General features: G+C 68.6%; 13 protein-coding genes and 1 rRNA gene. 8 read left to right on the forward strand and 6 right to left on the reverse strand.

All coding sequences use genetic code 11. The features are described from left to right. The 4 genes from rrf to ACYVHU_RS25220 form a co-directional block, all read left to right on the forward strand. Window positions 1–107: ribosomal RNA gene (gene rrf, locus ACYVHU_RS25205) — 5S ribosomal RNA — on the forward strand; the annotation flags it as partial. A 180-nt stretch (window positions 108–287) separates the two neighbouring features. After that, a complete protein-coding gene (locus tag ACYVHU_RS25210) occupies window positions 288–953 on the forward strand; it encodes a response regulator (protein WP_498949677.1) in 666 nt (221 codons plus the stop codon). A gap of 332 nt (window positions 954–1,285) precedes the next feature. Continuing rightward, window positions 1,286–2,275, forward strand: coding sequence for a glutathione S-transferase family protein (locus ACYVHU_RS25215; protein WP_498949678.1), 990 nt, complete (start codon window positions 1,286–1,288; stop codon window positions 2,273–2,275). A gap of 142 nt (window positions 2,276–2,417) precedes the next feature. After that, window positions 2,418–2,753: a nucleotide pyrophosphohydrolase gene (locus ACYVHU_RS25220; protein ID WP_498949679.1), complete on the forward strand. Its 336-nt coding sequence runs from the start codon at window positions 2,418–2,420 to the stop codon at window positions 2,751–2,753. A gap of 433 nt (window positions 2,754–3,186) precedes the next feature. On the opposite strand, the gene ACYVHU_RS25225 is transcribed toward ACYVHU_RS25220, so the two are convergent. The 5 genes from ACYVHU_RS25225 to ACYVHU_RS25245 all read right to left on the reverse strand — a co-directional run bounded on the left by ACYVHU_RS25225 (window position 3,187) and on the right by ACYVHU_RS25245 (window position 9,056). Then, entirely contained in the window at window positions 3,187–3,600 is a 414-nt protein-coding gene (locus tag ACYVHU_RS25225; protein ID WP_078763976.1) for a hypothetical protein, read from the reverse strand. 1,856 nt (window positions 3,601–5,456) lie between these two features. Next, window positions 5,457–5,903: a hypothetical protein gene (locus ACYVHU_RS25230; protein ID WP_498949680.1), complete on the reverse strand. Its 447-nt coding sequence runs from the start codon at window positions 5,901–5,903 to the stop codon at window positions 5,457–5,459. A 50-nt stretch (window positions 5,904–5,953) separates the two neighbouring features. Continuing rightward, the gene (locus ACYVHU_RS25235) at window positions 5,954–6,901 is read right to left on the reverse strand and encodes an HNH endonuclease (RefSeq protein ID WP_498949682.1); all 948 of its coding nucleotides are present in this window, start codon (window positions 6,899–6,901) and stop codon (window positions 5,954–5,956) included. A gap of 131 nt (window positions 6,902–7,032) precedes the next feature. Next, window positions 7,033–7,431, reverse strand: a complete 399-nt coding sequence (locus tag ACYVHU_RS25240; protein ID WP_078763980.1) for a hypothetical protein — start codon at window positions 7,429–7,431, stop codon at window positions 7,033–7,035. Next, the gene (locus ACYVHU_RS25245; protein ID WP_498949683.1) at window positions 7,428–9,056 is read right to left on the reverse strand and encodes an AbeC-like domain-containing protein; all 1,629 of its coding nucleotides are present in this window, start codon (window positions 9,054–9,056) and stop codon (window positions 7,428–7,430) included. The genes ACYVHU_RS25240 and ACYVHU_RS25245 overlap by 4 nt, the downstream gene beginning before the upstream one ends. Window positions 9,057–9,588: 532 nt before the next feature. On the opposite strand from ACYVHU_RS25245, the gene ACYVHU_RS25250 reads away from it, so the two are divergent. From ACYVHU_RS25250 to ACYVHU_RS25260, 3 genes are read left to right on the forward strand one after another with little or no spacing between them, the layout of a single operon-like run. Further along, the gene (locus tag ACYVHU_RS25250) at window positions 9,589–10,431 is read left to right on the forward strand and encodes a toll/interleukin-1 receptor domain-containing protein (protein ID WP_078763982.1); all 843 of its coding nucleotides are present in this window, start codon (window positions 9,589–9,591) and stop codon (window positions 10,429–10,431) included. Next, window positions 10,428–12,512 (forward strand): hypothetical protein, encoded by a 2,085-nt coding sequence (locus ACYVHU_RS25255; protein ID WP_498949684.1) that lies wholly within the window; start codon window positions 10,428–10,430, stop codon window positions 12,510–12,512. Before ACYVHU_RS25250 ends, ACYVHU_RS25255 begins: the two co-directional genes overlap by 4 nt. Beyond that, complete coding sequence (locus ACYVHU_RS25260; RefSeq protein WP_144390293.1) at window positions 12,509–13,654, forward strand: hypothetical protein; 1,146 nt, start codon at window positions 12,509–12,511, stop codon at window positions 13,652–13,654. The genes ACYVHU_RS25255 and ACYVHU_RS25260 overlap by 4 nt, the downstream gene beginning before the upstream one ends. 41 nt (window positions 13,655–13,695) lie before the next feature. Here the strand turns inward: ACYVHU_RS25260 and ACYVHU_RS25265 are convergent, their stop codons facing one another. Beyond that, window positions 13,696–14,973, reverse strand: a complete 1,278-nt coding sequence (locus ACYVHU_RS25265; protein ID WP_432936548.1) for a helix-turn-helix domain-containing protein — start codon at window positions 14,971–14,973, stop codon at window positions 13,696–13,698. 772 nt (window positions 14,974–15,745) lie between these two features. Here ACYVHU_RS25265 and ACYVHU_RS25270 point away from each other — a divergent pair. After that, entirely contained in the window at window positions 15,746–16,282 is a 537-nt protein-coding gene (locus ACYVHU_RS25270; protein WP_078763986.1) for an NUDIX hydrolase family protein, read from the forward strand. Window positions 16,283–16,303 lie beyond the last annotated feature (21 nt).

The raw sequence follows: 16,303 nt of genomic DNA on the forward strand, positions 1-16,303 counted from the left end.
ATGGCGGGAGGGAAACACCCGGTCCCATTCCGAACCCGGTCGTTAAGCCTCCCAGCGCCGATGGTACTGCCTCCGTGTTGGGGTGGGAGAGTAGGTCGCCGCCGGGCATCTTTTCGGTTGAGGCCGGATCCTCCGTGTGGGGGGTTCGGTCTCCCGTGTGTGTGGGGGGTTCCCGTTCTGGGAACCCCCCTTTTTTGTGCTTGAGGAGCGGGCACACCAATCCGGCCGGAGCGAGTGAAGGTCTACTCTGGCTTCGGCCATGAAACAGAACGTACGAGGAGCCTCTCGTGCCGGAATTCGTGTGGGTCGGCCTCCTGGACGCGTTGCCGACCGCGCTGTGGGTCGGTTTCGCGCTCCTCGTCTTCCTGACCCTTCGCAGGCCGCTGTTGCAGGAGATCCTGCCCCGCGTCTCCGAGATCAGGGGGCTCGGCGTGGAGCTGACGCTGGGAGAGGCCGAGGAGCTCCTGGAGAAAGCCGCGGAGCACGCGCCAGGCCGCGGTCCCGTCCACGCAGGCCAGGCGTCGCCGCTGGCCGGGGCAGAGGGCAGTTCCGTGGTGGCCCGTCTGGAACACGCCGCTTCCCTCCTGAAGGGCGGCCGGATCCTGTGGGTGGACGATGTTCCCGGGAACAACCGTTACCTCGTCCGTCTCTTCGAGGAGCTTGGGATGCGGGTCGACCAGGTGACGTCCACCTCGCAGGCCCTGGAGAAGGCCGACCGGAACTCCTACGACATGGTGATCAGCGACATCGCCAGGGACGGAGACGAGCGGGCCGGTATCGACATGGTCGAACTCTTCAGGAAGAACCAGGTCAGGCTTCCGGTCATCTTCCACAGCGAGGGATTCGACCCGCGGCTCGGTCTCGATCCGATGGTCTTCGCCGGAACCAGCGGAATCGGTCTCGTTCACTACGTCATCGACGTCATGGAACGCATCCGCTTCGCCCATCCCTGAACCCGCCGGGCTGGACCGCGCTCCGCGGGCTCTCCCGCGCGTTGTACCAGAACCCTTTCCCGGCGTCCTGGCCGGCAGCCGGCGGCCCGGCACCGCGCATCGCGCACACACCACCGCCTATCACCGGTGGCCGCCTCAGGGCACACTCGCCGCCGCTGGGGCGGACTCGTCCTCCGAGGCGTCCCCGCCCGACCGTCGGGATGCGAGCCGGTCCCGGTGGGGCGGTCTTTCCCCCGCCTACAGGCGGGGGGATGATCGATGAGGCGATGGTGCCCCGAGGCCGAGAGACCGGCCGGGCACCACGCCCCGGGACCAAGGACGAGGAGAGGGACATGGCGGAAGAGAAGAAGGAGTTCAAACGGTCGCTGAGCCACTTCACCGACCGGATCACCGCCGACGGTTCGAGCGGATGGCCGGTGGAGGCGGGACGGTACCGGCTGGTGGTCAGCCGCGCCTGCCCGTGGGCGAACCGGGCCTTGATCGCGCGCCGGCTGCTCGGGTTGGAGTCCGCGATCTCGCTGGCCGTCGCCGACCCCATCCAGGACGAGCGGAGCTGGCGGTTCACGCTCGACCCGGACGGACGCGACCCGGTGCTGGGAATCCGGTTCCTGGCCGAGGCCTACCTGGCGCGCGAACCCGGCTACACGGGCGGGGTGAGCGTGCCGGCGATCGTGGACGTCCCCAGCGGGAGGCTCGTCACCAACGACTACCCGAACATCCCCGCCGAGCTGGCCACCGAATGGGCGGCGCTGCACCGTGCCGGCGCCCCCGACCTGTACCCGCGAGAACTACGCGACGAGATCGACGCGATCGCCGAGGACATCTTCCGCGACGTCAACAACGGCGTGTACATGTGCGGCTTCACCAGGGACCAGACCAAGTACGAGCGGGCCTTCACCGCCCTGTTCGACCGCCTGGACGCGCTGAGCGAACGCCTGGAGAACCGCCGCTACCTCGTCGGCGATTCCATCACCATCGCCGACATCAACCTGTTCGTCACCCTGGTCCGCTTCGACGCGGTCTACCACGGTCACTTCAAGTGCAACCGGAACAAGCTGACCGAGATGCCGGTGCTGTGGGCCTACGCCCGTGACCTGTTCCAGACCCCCGGGTTCGGCGACACCATCGACTTCGACCACATCAAACGGCACTACTACGTGGTCCACCACGAGATCAACCCGTCGGGGATCGTCCCGGCCGGCCCGGTCCTGACGGAGTGGACCACCGCGCACGGCCGCGAGTCCCTGCCGGGCAGCCCGTTCGGTCAGGGAACCCCGCCGCCTGCGCCGCCGGAGGCCGAGCGGGTCCCGCCGTTGGGCTGACCACGGGACGACGGGGCGGTCGAGGGAGCGACGTGTCCGTTTCCCCGGCACCGGGGATGGAGGGCCCTCGGGATCACGCGCGCGGACGGAGCGGGAGCGGCCCGGGTTCGCTTCCGGACCGTCCGGATGGTACTTCTCGACGGTGAGCATCTCGACGTTGCAGGAGCTTCTGGCCGACTTCGCCGACCGGCGCGACTGGGAGCCCTACCACACCCCAAAGAACCTGGCGATGGCCCTGACGGGCGAGGCGGGCGAGCTCGCCGCGGAGTTCCAGTGGCTGACCGAGGAGGAGTCGCGGCGGGTCATGGACGACCCGGCCAAGGCCGAGGCGGTGCGCCTGGAGATGGCCGACGTCCTCAGCTACCTGCTGCGTCTCGCCGACGTGCTGGGGGTGGACCTGGAGCAGGCCCTGCGGGACAAGGTCGCCATCAACGAGAGGCGTTTCCCCACGCCGGAGCGCGGGACCGAGGCCTCTTAGCCGGCGCTGCCCCGTCGTCCGCTGCGGAGGGAAAGTCCCGGTTTCCCGGGCCCGCCATCAGTCCTGCGGGCTTCGATGAATCCGATGTACCGCTTCTACGACGTCTGTCCTGCCGTTTCCTGACCAGTCGAGCCGTCCTGAGAGCTGATAAGAGAGCTGAGATCCGGAGAAACCGATCGACAGCCAGGGGAGGGCTTCTGCCGCTCCGGCCAGACCTGTTCGGACGAGGTGGTCCAGCAAGTCTGATGGGGCATAGCAGGGAGCGTTCTCCAGTCCGTACTCCCCTTTACTTTTTCTCGCGTTCCCAGGAAATGATCAGATCCCGCCAGGCGGGGACGTCCTTCAGGTCTTCGACGAGTCTCTGGAGGCGTGGTGGGTATTCAGCGTTCCGGCTCCTTCCCGGCGCTCGTCGAAAAGCGTGGCGCGAGAGACCTTAATCTTCCGGTGGACGGTTCTTCAGCTCGGGGTACACGGACCAGCCTCCGTCGGGAGGAGCCTCGGAAAGAAAGTTCATCACCCCCCACTTGTCGCGGAAGAACTCGGCCGTTCTCGATACGTCGACGTCGAGGCTCTGCGCGATGACGTGTTCTTCTCTCTTCCGTGACCTGAGAATGTACTTGACCGCCTCTCTTTCGGGCATCTCTTCCGAGTAGACGGATATGCCCTTCATGAAGTTGAGCAGGGACATCTCTTCGACCTCCCGGAAGAGGAGGTCCACTCTGGGACGAAGGTTGTTCTCCCTGGGGGAGGCGCTGATGATCAGAGACCTTCTCCTGGGGGTGTAGAACTTTACCTGGAACGCGAGTTCGGGTAAGTCGGCTTCCGGTCGGATCTCTCTATGCTTCATGTTTTCGGGATACCTCGAATTCGTCGATAAGGATCAGTCTGTCGTGGTAATCCCGCACCGGCGTCGACCTGTCGACCTCCGATATCCGGCACCAATGCGCGGCCACATACCCGATGCTTCCCGATGACGCTATCCGAAAGAAGCTGACGCTTGGACCATCGGGAGGAGAGGCGTCAGGGAACAGTCTCCTGATCTCCCTGAAGGTGGCCTGGGATACGAATATTCCTTCGAACTCGGTAGGAAGATGCAGCTGGTCGGTCCGGTGGAAAAGTAAATCAATCCTTTTCTCTGGGTTTCCCGGGTGGGGGCCGGTGATCAGTAAAGGGGACTGGGGGAAGCTCCATCCTTGAATCCAGTAGCGGCCGGAAGCGGAGAAGGGCAAGGTTATGGACATGGGCACCTGCCGGGGATCGTGGACGTCATGTCCTGTGGGACTGCGATGTCCGGCTCCCCTTCGGCGGGAAACCGGCGCCGGTGGCCGTGTGAACCCGGAATCGGTGCGCGCCTCGCTCGCCCGGCCGGGGTCCTGCCGCGGTTGAACGCGCGCCGGGAGCGCGAGTCTCCGGCTTCGGGGCCATCTCCGTTATCGCCTGCGTCCTCATCGGGTGCGGGCCACTGGAGACCGGACCGCCAAGAAGCCGTCGTCCCGATCGCCGCTACCTCAAGTCTGCCCGCAGACCAGGAGAGTGCGCTACTTCTTCGAGACCATCGAAATCCCGCCCACCGCAAGGGAGAACATTCGGGCCAGAGCCTTCCGGACGACCGGGTCTCGATCAAGCCGATCCAACGATTCGTATCTCGCCGGATCGAGATCGATCGTGGCGACTCCTCCGGCATCTCCGTCGTCCATCGTCGAGAACAGGAGAAGGCATCGGTAGGCCCGCACGACCCCCCTCTCTCTTCACGCATCAGCGACTGAAGGACGACGCTTCCCTCCTTGACCTGGCTACGGAGCGCGTCCACCGAAGTCCACCGAGTCGCCCAACCTCGTTGCTCCGCCTCCAGCTGGATTTCGAGCAGCGTGTCGAAACCGATCTGACACACACGGAAGTCAGAGTCGGTCACATCGATCATGGACATCGGATTATCAGTCCTCACCCAAAACGTCGATACGGATCGGCCTGTCTGGGGCGATGCGCCCGTCCTGGATTCTCCTTCGGGGTTCATCCCGGCGATGATGCCCTCCAAGGAGGTTCCTCACGGGAGACGGCCCTCCCGTCCCCTCTACGACCTTATCGATCGAGCCCAGAAGCTCCCGGTCGCTTGATTCCCCGTGAGACCGCTGTGACGCAGGGGCCCCAGCCGACCGGTCCGGGGCGTATTACTGAGCGGCATCACCAGCCGTCTCTGTAGGTGTCGCCCATCCACACCCCCCGGAATCGTGAACCGGGACCGGCGTGGCCCTCGCCACGGGAAGCCCGGTGGCGGCCGCCCGGCGCGAGGGGGCGCGTCCCACGCGGTTTCCACGTTCGTCCCATCGGTGGGGTGAAGGAGGTGGTCATGAGGGTCGCCGGCCGGCTCGGTCGCACTCTCCCGGTCCTGTGGGCTCGCGTCCGGATATCGGTTCACACGGTCGCAGGAGCCGCCGCAGGAAATCTCCCATTTCCGCGGCCGAGGGGGAATCGGCGTCGCCCCTTTCTCCGAAAACTCCGGAAGAGGGAAAGTAGACGCCCGAATCCCATGGTCTGGAGGTCGAGGCGGCGTTCCGCGGCCACGATGCCTGAGGGGTGTGTTCCAATATTCGTTGAGATATGAAGACGTCGTGGATCGCGAAATAGGTGCGCCGGGCATCGAAATCGATGGGAGCGGGAAGTCCGGTTTCGATCCCGATCGATGCGTAGAGGGGGTCGGTCTCCTCACAGAGTCTGCGCATCAAGGACAACGCGGACTTCGTCCTCTTCCTCGTCGCGGACACCCTCTGGAAGGCCGAGCGCGGACGGATCCGTGAGCAGGCATATCGGGTGCGGGCCACGGGAGGCCGGGCCGAATGTGGCGACCACGAGGCCGAACGGCTCCAGTGTGAAACCGACCTTCACGGGGCGGGAATCGGGGGAGCCTCCATGTAGGAGGTCAGGGGATGCCTGTTCTGAGGAGATCCGGGCCTGCCATCTCTCCTCGATGTCAGAGGTCATCACGAACTCGACGTTTCTCGGTGCCGATACCACATCCCCCGTCGGGATGGCCCCGGAGGACTCGAGAAAACGGTGAACCATCTTCAGGTGGTGCTGATCCCCTTCTCGGTCTCCGTAGAACGCGCAGATGCAGAGATGGGGAGAAGGAGGGGAAAGAGGGTTCTCGGTCATCGATGTTCCTGCCGGTTCTAGAGTTCACGCAGGATGGCGGGAACGACGCCTCAGGAGGTGAGGAAGACGTTCCTTCGGTGCCATGAGGTGAACTCCCGGTTGGGATGGTCGGAGCGGCGCTCGGGGAGGAGGACCTGTTGGCCGGCCTTCTCGTAGAAACAGGCGGTACCGTCGAAATCCTTTCGTAGACGATGGCTGACCAGAAGACGGTGTTCCTCGTCCAGGCCGAGGTACCCGCGGTCGAACAACGTGTGGATGTCGGAGCGCAGCAGGATGCCGTTGTCCGCGCGATGTTCACCCCCGGCGGGAAGAGGGCGGATGTGCGCCGCCTGGAGGGTGGGCTGTATCCGGCTCCCCGAAACGGCGCAGCGTCCGTCGTAGGTGTTCAGGATGACCGCTTTGAACGCCTGCTGCCCCAGCCGAGGTGTGACCGGCCGGGGCGCGCCGTAGACGGGGCCGGGGCGTTTCCAGGGGGCGGAATCGCCGTCCTTCGGGACGAGCCCCTCCGCCTCTTTGCACAGCCTGTCGAAGTAGTCCGCGTGACCCGGGTTCAGGGAGAGGTCGTATCCCTTTCCCTGAACGAGGTTCGGGGCGAAGCCGGGCGGAGGGTCCGCCGCCAGTCCGGCGGGAAAGAAGAAAGGGTCGCGCAGGAGTATGCAGCCGATCACCGGATCCTCGCCGTCCCCGATCGGCTCCTTGCGATAGGAGCTGATCCGTTCCCGCATCAGGTCGATGCTGGGAGCCCCGTTTCCCTCCCCCAGCAGGTTCCAGGCCTCGGAGACCCTGAGCCGGGCGAACCCGCTGTAGACACCTCCTCCGACCACCTTGTTGTGGGGAAAGTGCGTCTTGAAGAAGAAGAGATCTCCGGGTGAGAGGACGCGGAAGGCGCCCTTGCCCGACGGGCGCCAGAAGTTGATCTCTCGGATCCCGAACCGGGTGACGCGCTCCGCGAGAAAGTCGTACCACTTACCGTCGGTAACTCCGACGTATGCCTTCATGGCGGTAATTATGCATATTTGAGGTTGGCCTGTTCGACCGGGGGCTTACGGGGCCCGTCCGGGCCACGGCACGGGCCGGCTCCTCGTTTTCCGGGGTCTGGGATGTCGTCACGACCACGCTCTCGGGTCCGTCAGTCGACGCGCCGGTTCCCGGTGACCGCCCTGATCGTCTCCCGGAGCGGGGCCGCGGAGACCTCGGTACCGATGACAGCGCAACGGTGGTACAGGCGGTCGGCGGCCGCCTCCAGTGCCCGGTGGTCGATCTGCGGGGCGCCGAGCCGGTCGAGGAGGACGGTCAGGTCCTCGAGGGCGATCGCGGCGTCCCGGTCGCCGGCGCGGGCAAGACCGTCGAGATCGCGGCGCAGCCGTCCGGCCCGCTCCCGGACCGCCGCAATGGGATCGGCTTGGCCGGCGGGGGCGTGGTTGACCTGGACGTTGCCCGTCCCGAAGGGGTTGTTCTGGACCGGACCGTTGATCGTCCCCGCCGTCACCCCGTAGTTGACGGAGAGCCGGTCGCCGTGCTCGCTCATGTTCCCTCTCCCTGTTGTTGCTGGGTGTTGTGGTCGCCGAAGGGGGTGATCTGGACCTGGCCGTTGAACTGCTGGTCCGATCCCATGACGCCGAAGTTGACGATCGCGTTCGTGGTGGCCTCGCGGTATTCGCCGGTGTCGATGTCGTGTTCGTCGAGGAACCGCTCGACCGAGTCGAAGACGCGGCGTTGGAGGAGGCTCGCGTACTGCCGGGTGTCGTGCTTCATGTGCATGTCGTCGACGCGACGTTTGCTGTAGGCCTCGCGCAGGCCGACCGGTCCCCTCCCCGTGTCGATCTCGGGGCGTGGGCGCCGGCGGGGGCGCAGCAAGGGCGCGAACAGCGCGCCCACGTCACCCGCCGCCTGGAGGGCGGTGAGGAGCAGCCACAGGGGATGGCGGAGCGGTACCGGGCGCAGCCGTGAGACCACGTCCACCAGGGGTGCCACCACCTGCGGGATGACGATGACGTGCAGGTGCTCCTCCCGGCGGGTGAAACGCACGAGGACGGAGACCACGAGCGACCCCGACCAGCCCTTGATCCTGGCCCACAGGTAGGGGCGCAGCAGCCGGGGATCGGGGGCGGTGTCGCCTGGTGCGACCCCGTCGGTCACTGAGGGAAGACTCCGCCAGGTGGGGTCGTCGATGCGTTCCCACGAGACGGCGGAGGTCCCCCAGATGCCGGCCACGTCCACGGGAAGGTGGTCGTCGGGCATGTCCTCGAAACGGACCTCGCGCTCCAGGTCGCGGGCCACCCGCTCGTACAGCTCGGTCAGCGTGAAGCCTTTCGGGTCGCGCCGGCCACCGCCGTACATCATCCCCAGGAGGGCCAGGATGGCATCGTCGCGGTGAGGGGTCTCCCCGGGCGTGACGCCGGGGCCGCCCTTGGTGACGTCGACGCTGATGGAGGCCGGATTCCACACCTCCAGGCCCGCGCCGAGGAACCGGTCCTCCTCCAGGAACCGGCGCCGTCCCCTGTCCGATATGTAGGGCAGCGCCGCGACTCCGGACTCGTCCGGTGGCGTTCTGCCCGGCCCGCCGAGGGACGACGGGGCGCGTTCCAAGACACGGTTCATCGACCGCTGGGCGGTGATCCGGTCGAAGAGGAAGATCCCCCACAGCAGGGCGGGGAAGACGACGAGGAGGCCGGCGGTGGGAAGGACGTCCAGCTCCGCCGCGCCCCAGGCGAGGAGCGCCGCGGAGCACAGCAGCGCCCGCCGGACGGCCCCCAGCCGTGCTCCGGTCTCGCAGGAGGCGATCACCGCGTCCTGGTCGAACCCGATGACGGGCAGCGGCCGGTCGCTGCGCGCGATCCGGCGCAGGACCCAACGGGCGTAGGCGTCGCCGACCAGTACGTCGGGATCGGGTTCCTCCTCGTCCCGGAGGGAGAAGAGCTCCCGTTCCCGTTCGGGCAGCAGCAGCAGCCGGAACAGCCGGTTGTTCCGCCGCAGCCGCTCGGTGAGCCGTTCGAGGCAGGCCCTGCCCTGGGCGAGGAGCCAGTCCGTGACGGGTCTGATCCGGTCGGGCCGGGCGAACGCCGTCGCGCACAGGAGCGGGGTCACCTCATCTGGGAGCGGTGGCCGCAGTGGCGGCCGCCGGCGTGGACGTGGGGAGGCGGTGACGGACATGGGAATTCCTTCGTTCCTGCCATTTCGGATACAGGCTCACGACGGGATACGCGGAGATGGTAGAGGCGGAAAAGGGTGGGCGGACTTCTTCGCTGATGGGGACGAGGTCGGTGAACCGGGTTTTCGGAACCTGGTGCCTGAATAGAGGTCCCTTTTTCAGACGTCCGGATTTCCGTCGTCGTCCTGTCTGTGCAGGTAGGAGGGGGTGCCGGAGGAGTGAAGGAAAGGGGAGGGGAGAGGAGGCGCGGGTGCGTGCGCGGTGGGGCCGTCGCGAGATCGGGGAAGGCCGTGAGCTGCTCTCATGGGTGGAGGTGTGAAACTTTCCGCGTTCGCTTTCCTGTTTCCTGTTGTCCCGTCAGAAGGGGGGAGGGGAATGGCGGCGGACGGATTTTCCGGTGGGGCGAATGCGGAAGAATCGCGTTCGGTCGGTTCCCGTCGGAAACAGGATCGTGAAACGTTTTCAAATTCGCGTGTTCCGGGACTCCGTGGATCCGCCCCACCGCCAGAAGACCCGAGAACGAGGGAGAAAAGCGTGCCCCAGATCTTCGTCAACTACCGCACAGGGGACGAGGAGGCCACCGCGACACTGATCGAACGCGAGCTCTCGCGCCACTTCGGCAGCAGGTCGGTCTTTCGCGCCAGCAAGTCGATCGCCCCGGGGCGGGACTTCCACCGGGAACTCCTCAACGGGGTTCACCGCAGCGACCTGCTCCTCGCCGTCATCGGAAGCGGATGGCTGGAGGCGGGGGACGGGCGTGGCGGCCGGGCACTGGAGGACCCCGATGACTGGACACGCCGGGAGATCGCCGAGGCGTTCGCCCACGGCATTCCCGTCGTCCCCGTCCTGGTCGGAGCCGCTCGGCGGATCCCCGCAGGGGTCCTGCCCGGGGAGATCGCCCAGATCGAACGGTGTCAGTACCTCAGGTTCAACCACCGCAACGCCGAGGCCGACATCGGCCGGCTGGTCAAGGCGGTCGCCGACGCGGTTCCCGGCCTGCGCCACGACCTGGACGCGGCCTCTCCGTCGGAGCGGGTTCCCCCGCAACGCGGTCCGGGAGACCGCGCCACCGGTGGGACCGCGGTCCACAACCACGTCGGCGGCAACCACGGCCTCAGCCAACAGGGGCGCGACTTCCACCGCCACAGCGGGACCGGAGACGTCGGGGTCAACCACGGAACCGTCATCGGCACCGCCAACGGCCCCCTGCACACCGGGAGCGGAACCCAGATCAACGGCCCGCAGGTGCACGGTCCCTGGTACAACGGCCCCTCGTTCCACGGCAATGAAGGGGTGAACTACGTCGCCGGCGACCAGCACGGAGACGTCCACCAGCGCTTCGACCGACGCCGGAACGAGGACGAGGAGGGACGGTGACGGCGGAGTACGGAGGGGAAAGGCCCGGACCGGCCCCTGCCGTGGACCCCTCCGTCTCCGTCGCGGCCGACATCGGTGAAGTGCGGGGAGCGGCGCACACCGGCAGCGGGGACCAGTACAACACCCACCTCCACCTGGGTTCCGTCTACGAGATCGACGAGCGGGGAAGGCTGCGGCGGAGGGTCCGGACACGTCTGATCACCGACGAGCAGGTACGCCGCCTCGACAGGTGCTTCGTCGAAGGCCCCGGTTACGCGAAGGCCCGCGACGTCCTCGGCGGTGACGAGCACAGCGTGATCGTCACCGCCGAGCCCGGCAGTGGCCGCCGGGCCGCCGCCATGATGCTGCTGCACCGGCTGGCCGACCGCGACGTGGACTCCCGTTTCCGGGAACTCCCCGATGACGCCGTCCACAACAGCGTCGACCCCGGGCTCCTCCTGGACGAGCGCAACCTCCAGCGTGGCGACCGGTTGCTCCTCGACCTGACCGGTCCCGCCGGACGGGGGCTTCTGGAGCAGGTCCAACCGGTCCTGGAGGGCTACCGGCACGCGGTACAGCGGCACCGCGCCCGGCTCGTCGTCGTGCTTCCCCGGGACCAGGAGGAGGCGCTGTACCAGGACTTCCGGGCCCTCGTCGTCCACCTCGAACGTCCCGACGGACGAGAGGTCCTGCGCGGACATCTGGATCTCCACGCCATCCCGTTCACCGAGACCGATCTCCATCGATCCGGCGTCCAGGAATGGGCCGCCGGCGCGGCACCGGGGGAGATCGCCGAACTGGTGCGCATGGTGGAGACGGCCCGGCAGGCCCCCGGCGCGGGCTCCCTCGCCGGATGCCTCGCCCAGGCGCGGATAGCGCTCAGCGATCGCGGCGTTCACGCGGCCGAGCAGATCGACAAGACCACCGACGTGCGAGAACGGGCTCTTCTCCTGGCGGCGGCGATGTTCGACGGCTTCCGCGGTGACGTCGTCTTCGCCGCCGCGGAACTCTTGGGGAGGGAGCTGAGGCTCCCCGATCCCGAAACCCCTTACCTGGAGCGCAGCAGGCTCGGCCGGAGGTTCGACGAACTGGGGATCCGGGTGGGCCCCGACCGAACCGTCACCTTCGAGCGCCTCGGCCATGCCGAGGCGCTCCGCAACCGATTCTGGGACGACTATCCCGAGCTGGGCCAACCGTTCCGTATGTGGATCGGCGCCTGTATGCGGGGACTGGAGATCACCGGCGCCCAACGTGACGAGCTGGCGGGGCGCTTCGCGGCCCAGTGTCTGCGCACGGGCCGGATCCGGGAACTGTTCGCCCAGGTCGAGGCGTGGTGCAGGGGTGAGCGGGGCGGGCGGGTGTCGCTGTCCCCGCAGGCGGTGTTCCTGCTCAACCAGGCACTGGCGGACGGCTCGGCCGCCCGGGAGGTCCGCCAGCAGGTCCGCGTGTGGGCCTCCCGCCCCTCCCTGCCTCCCGCGCTCGCCCATGTCCTCATCATGGTGTCCGCCGACGCCATCGCCTCCGGCTGGCCCGACGAGGCGGTGGTGCGCCTGCACCACCTGGCGCGCCACGAGGATCCCGGGGTCCGTGAGGACGCCACCGAGGAGCTCCTGCGGGTCGCCTCCCGCCCCTGGTCGCGGCGGCTGCTGTTGAACCGGGTGGTCGACGGGCTCGGCAGGAGGACCTGGAAGGCCGATCTCGCCCTCCTCACCCCCGTCGCCGATCCGGCCCGCTTACAGGGGACCTACCGCGGCCGGCCGTTCGTCGCGGACCCACAGGTGCGCGCCGATCTCACCGCCGGCCTCGCCGCCCTCTTCGGGAAGAAGGGGGAGGAGACGATCCGCCATCACGCGCGGCGCTGGCTGGACGCCTGCGCGGCGGGGGAGGCACCGAGAGACCTGCTGGAGCTCCTGGCCGAGGCCGCCCACCGGACGGGCCGGTCCAATCGGCTCTATGCGGCCGTCCGTGAGTGGACCCTCCGCACGGCAGAGGGAACGCCCGAGCGCAAGATCGCGCTCGGGCTCTTCAGAAGGATCGACGAGTACCAGGGCCTGCGTCCGCGCGGTACCGGCCCGGGAGAGAAAGAGTGGAGGACGCCGTGACGAAGCGCGCGGCCTGGAGCATTCCGGCGGTCCTGGTGGTCGCCGTCGTCGTCATCGCGGCCATGATCCACCATCTGGGCTGGTGGACGCTGCTGTGGGGCCCGCTGTTGCTCCTGCTGCTGGGAGGCGCCGCGGTGGTCTCGGGGACGCTGAGCCCCGCCCCGTTCCCGCTGGGACCGGTGGACGACGACAGGGAGGTGGCCGAAGCCGTGGAGACACCCGATCAGATACCGCGGCACACGATCGAGAACGTGCCGTTGCCCAGCGCGAAGGTCGACTACCTGTTCCTCTTCTCCGCGACGGTGGGCCGGCGCGGCGGAGGACGAGGGGAGCACGCGAACGAGGAGGCCCTGGCCGCCGATCTGCTGTTGCGTCGCGCCAGGGAGCTCACCAGGGCCTACGACCCCGCCGACCACGGCCTGGTGGGACACCGCCTGGCCGCCGCGCTCGGCCGGCCGGAGCACGACCCCGGCAGCGGTCTGGAGGTGTGGGCCGAGAACGTCACGATCAACCTTCCCGAGGAGGACGAGCAGCGCGTGCGGCGGCTCTCCGCCATCCGCAAGGATCAGGAGATACGGGAGCAGGAGCGCGGCGCCGAACTCGACCAGCGACGCTACTTCGGCGACGACGTCTTCACCACCCCCGGCCGGGCCCTCGTGTGGTGGCTGGCCCGCAACGCCGAGAGGATCGGCGACGCCGACACGATCCACCAGGCGGTGGAACTGGTCGAGCCGCTGACCCGGCTGACCAGGGTGGCCGGCCGCGAAGACGATCCCGACGAGGGGGCGATGCCGGCACCCGTCTCCGGCCTGAGCTGGTCGGCCGAGGACCTACCCCCCTCTGACCTCCTCGCTCCCGGACGGAGTGCGGAGGACGAGGTGGACGCCCTCATCGCGGCCGTCCCGCCGGAGGAGCGTGAGTCCTTCGTCGACAGGTTCGCGACCCTGCTGCGCGAGTACGGCCATAAGGAGACCGCCGACCGGATCCGGCGCGAACACGGGGTTCCCGACCTCACCGGTGACGTCCTGCCCGGGTTCGACGCGGATCAGGGGAGGAACGAGGGCGCGGCGCCGCGGCACACCGACGACGGAAACGACGAGGACGGCGATCCGAGGGTCGGACGCCCTGCACCCTTCTGGTGAGCGGACGGGTGGGCCGGGCCGCCGGCCCGGCCCACCCGTCCTCACAACGGTTGCCGGCGCAGGGCCAGGGCCAGCCGCGGGGACAGGTCGCGGACCGCGGGATCACCGTGCCAGCGGGTCAGGGTGCGGGCCAGCTGGCGCAGGTCATGGGCGATGGTGGCCGAGTCCACCATGCCCACCTCGTCCAGCAGGTCCGTGGCCAGGGCACAGGCCTGGTCGACGTTCCCGGCGCTCGCGTGGGCCAGTGCCCGGCGAGCGCCGAAGCGGGCCCGGGCGCGTACCGCCCCTTCGGGGACGCCGGCGAGCGCGGAGTCCAGGGTCGCGGCGGCCTCGGCCGCGAGACCGAGGTCGTACAGGCACCAGCCGGTGACCAGGGGGAGACGGTCCTCCACGCTCGACGTGCCGAGCGGCGGGCGGCCGGGGGCCGTCGTCCCGCCGCCGTCGGCGAGGGACGCGGCGAGGTCCAGCGCCCTCATGCAGTCGTCATGGTCGCCGAGGAGGGCGTGACCCTGGGCCTCACGTTCGGCGGCGAGGGCGCGGACCCGTGCCGACACGGCCTCGGACCGGGCGCGTTGCGCCAGTTCGACCGTTTGGAGACCGTCGTGGGCGTACATCGTGACGCAGGCGCGGCGGATCAGCGCGTAGGAGTGCAACTCGTGGTCGCCGGCGGCGGTCGCCATCTGCACGGCCTGGTCGGTCCACCACAGCGCGGCACGGTCGTCACCGGACTCCTGCGCCATCCAGCCGCCGTACTCGGCGTAGCGGGACGCGAGGAAGAGCGCCTCGACGCGCAGCTCCGGTTCGGCGTTGCGCGCCAGTTGCGTGAGGGCGTGCGTCTGGGCGAGGACGGAAGGCAGGACGAGCGCCGGACCGGTGCGCTGCCCCAGCAGCCTGAGCTGGTCGAACAGGGCGGAGAAGGTGTCGAGGACCCGGGGGGAGCGCAACGGCGGTTCGCGGTGGGCGCCCGCGGGGCTCAACCCGAGGAGCGCGGCCGAACCGATGTCGAAGGCGCCCTGACCTGAGGCCGGGGGGAAACCCGTCGGTAGTGACGGCGAACCCGAGGCGGGCAGGGGACGGGAGCCCGCCGCGACGCCGGCGCGCGCGGGGGCGGGGACCAGGGCGGCCAGGCCGCCCTTCGCCCCCAGCGCGTTGTCGCAGGCGCGCGCGAACGTCACGGACGGGGCCTTGTGCCCGTTCTCGACCTTGCTCAGATGGCTCTTGCTGTAGTGGACGGCCACGGCGAGGTCTCCAAGGGTCCAGCCGGCGACGTTGCGCAGGCGGCGGAGTTCGGAGCCGAAGGTACTGATGTCCCCTGTCATGTCACTCCCAAGTGTTCCGGCTCCCCGGCCGGGCGGGGAGCCATTGGTTTCGTCTCGACGAGGCCGGTCCCAGGGACGTTTCGGAACCCGGCCGGCGCTTCCCGTTTCCGGGTCCGTGGATCGTCCCGGATGTGGGACGGCCGGTTCGCTGGGGGAGGAAAAAGAAATAGGCGGTCGTTGCGAAGATCCCCGAAATGGCGGTCGCGGCCTTGGAGAGTTGAGGAGACCGCGGTGTGCCGTCCTCGTCGACAGGCGGTACCGGACTCCCCCACCGACCTTGCCGGAGCGGTGACAGCGCCGTGCGCCATGTGTGGTCCTGTGAGTGAGGCCCGGCAGCAGGCCGGAACCGGTGTTCCGGCAGGCCTGCCCGGCCTGGTGGGGAAGGCGCCGCAGGGACGGGGGTGGACCAGGAAGTGGTATGTGGACACGACCGTCGGCGCCATGGTCACCTCGGGCCGATAGCGGGATTCGGCCGGCCCGGAAGGGTGCCCGCGAATGGAACGAACCCCCGGTGCTTCAAGGCGCCGATCTCTCCTGTGAGGCCATACTGAAATCCTGCTGGGAGGAGCACTTCGCCATCAATCGTTTCGCGTTTCCTGTTGATTTCCTTTCCGAGGACACGGGAAATTCGGCCGTGAGCGGCGGGAAGGGGCGTCCGGCTCTCGGGCGCGCCGCACAGGGACGGGGACGGTCGACCTCGGAGAGGGGAATGTCCGGACGGCGTGGTGCGGGTCTCAGGTGCGGCGGAGGGTCGATGCGGTAGAACGGCCACATGAGCGAAGCAACGGACACCACGCCCGGTTGGCTCTCCCGCGAGGAACTGGACGCGGCGCGCGATCGGATGCCGATCCTCTATGTCGACGCCGTGCCGGTGCGGGTCGACGACACCGGCACGGTGACCCACGTCGGTCTGCTGTTGCGTGTCGGAGAGGACGGCACGATCAGCCGGGCCCTGGTCTCGGGCCGCGTCCTCTACCACGAGCGGATCCGCGACGCGCTGCTACGTCACCTGGAGAAGGATCTCGGGCCGATGGCGCTGCCGCGGATCCCCACCTCGCCGCAGCCGTTCACGATCGCCGAGTACTTCCCCACCCCCGGGATCACCCCCTACCACGATCCCCGCCAGCACGCCGTCTCGCTGGCCTACGTCGTCCCGGTCGCCGGCGACTGCCGGCCCCGCCAGGACGCGCTCGACCTGGTCTGGTTCACTCCCGAGGAGGCGGCCGGCCCCGACGTCCAACAGGAGATGACCGGGGGGCACGGCGTGCTGCTGCGCCAGGCCCTGGCCCACGTGGGGAGGCTGCCCTGAGCGACGTGGCGGGCGACCCGC

The organism is Marinactinospora endophytica, assembly GCF_054780875.1.

Excerpts from the sequence above, each read along its gene's own strand:
- ACYVHU_RS25215 (WP_498949678.1), top strand. The coding sequence starts at position 1,286 with ATGGCGGAAGAGAAGAAGGAGTTCAAACGGTCGCTGAGCCACTTCACC.
- ACYVHU_RS25225 (WP_078763976.1), bottom strand. The coding sequence starts at position 3,600 with ATGAAGCATAGAGAGATCCGACCGGAAGCCGACTTACCCGAACTCGCG.
- ACYVHU_RS25230 (WP_498949680.1), bottom strand. The coding sequence starts at position 5,903 with ATGACCGAGAACCCTCTTTCCCCTCCTTCTCCCCATCTCTGCATCTGC.
- ACYVHU_RS25235 (WP_498949682.1), bottom strand. The coding sequence starts at position 6,901 with ATGAAGGCATACGTCGGAGTTACCGACGGTAAGTGGTACGACTTTCTC.
- ACYVHU_RS25240 (WP_078763980.1), bottom strand. The coding sequence starts at position 7,431 with ATGAGCGAGCACGGCGACCGGCTCTCCGTCAACTACGGGGTGACGGCG.
- ACYVHU_RS25245 (WP_498949683.1), bottom strand. The coding sequence starts at position 9,056 with ATGTCCGTCACCGCCTCCCCACGTCCACGCCGGCGGCCGCCACTGCGG.
- ACYVHU_RS25265 (WP_432936548.1), bottom strand. The coding sequence starts at position 14,973 with ATGACAGGGGACATCAGTACCTTCGGCTCCGAACTCCGCCGCCTGCGC.
- ACYVHU_RS25270 (WP_078763986.1), top strand. The coding sequence starts at position 15,746 with ATGAGCGAAGCAACGGACACCACGCCCGGTTGGCTCTCCCGCGAGGAA.